Genomic DNA, 378 nt, shown 5'->3' on the forward strand with positions numbered 1-378 from the left:
ACCGGACCCTCCGGGCGGTGCCGGACCAGGAAGCCGCCGACGCGTGGGACACCGTAGCCGAGGCAGTGCGGGCAGCCGGGGGCGGAACTGTGGCGGTGTCATTCCCCGCCGAGCGCGCTCCGCTCGATGTGCTGGCGACCAGCAGCATCACCGCGGTAGCGCTTCCCCTCGCGGGATTGTCGATGGCACAGTGGGAGTCCCTGGCCGGTCAACTCGAAGCGGGCGGTGAACTGTGGGCGGGCATCATGCCCGACCCGCGAGCCGTCCCAACGGTGTCCGCCCTGGCGGGGGCAGTCCTGTCGCCCTGGCGGATGCTCGGGTTGCCGTTGAACCGGTTGGCGCAGTTGCGGTTGACCCCCGACACCGGGCTGGCCGGGG

This window comes from Arthrobacter sp. CAL618, assembly GCF_000468215.1.
Lineage (GTDB): Bacteria > Actinomycetota > Actinomycetes > Actinomycetales > Micrococcaceae > Arthrobacter_D.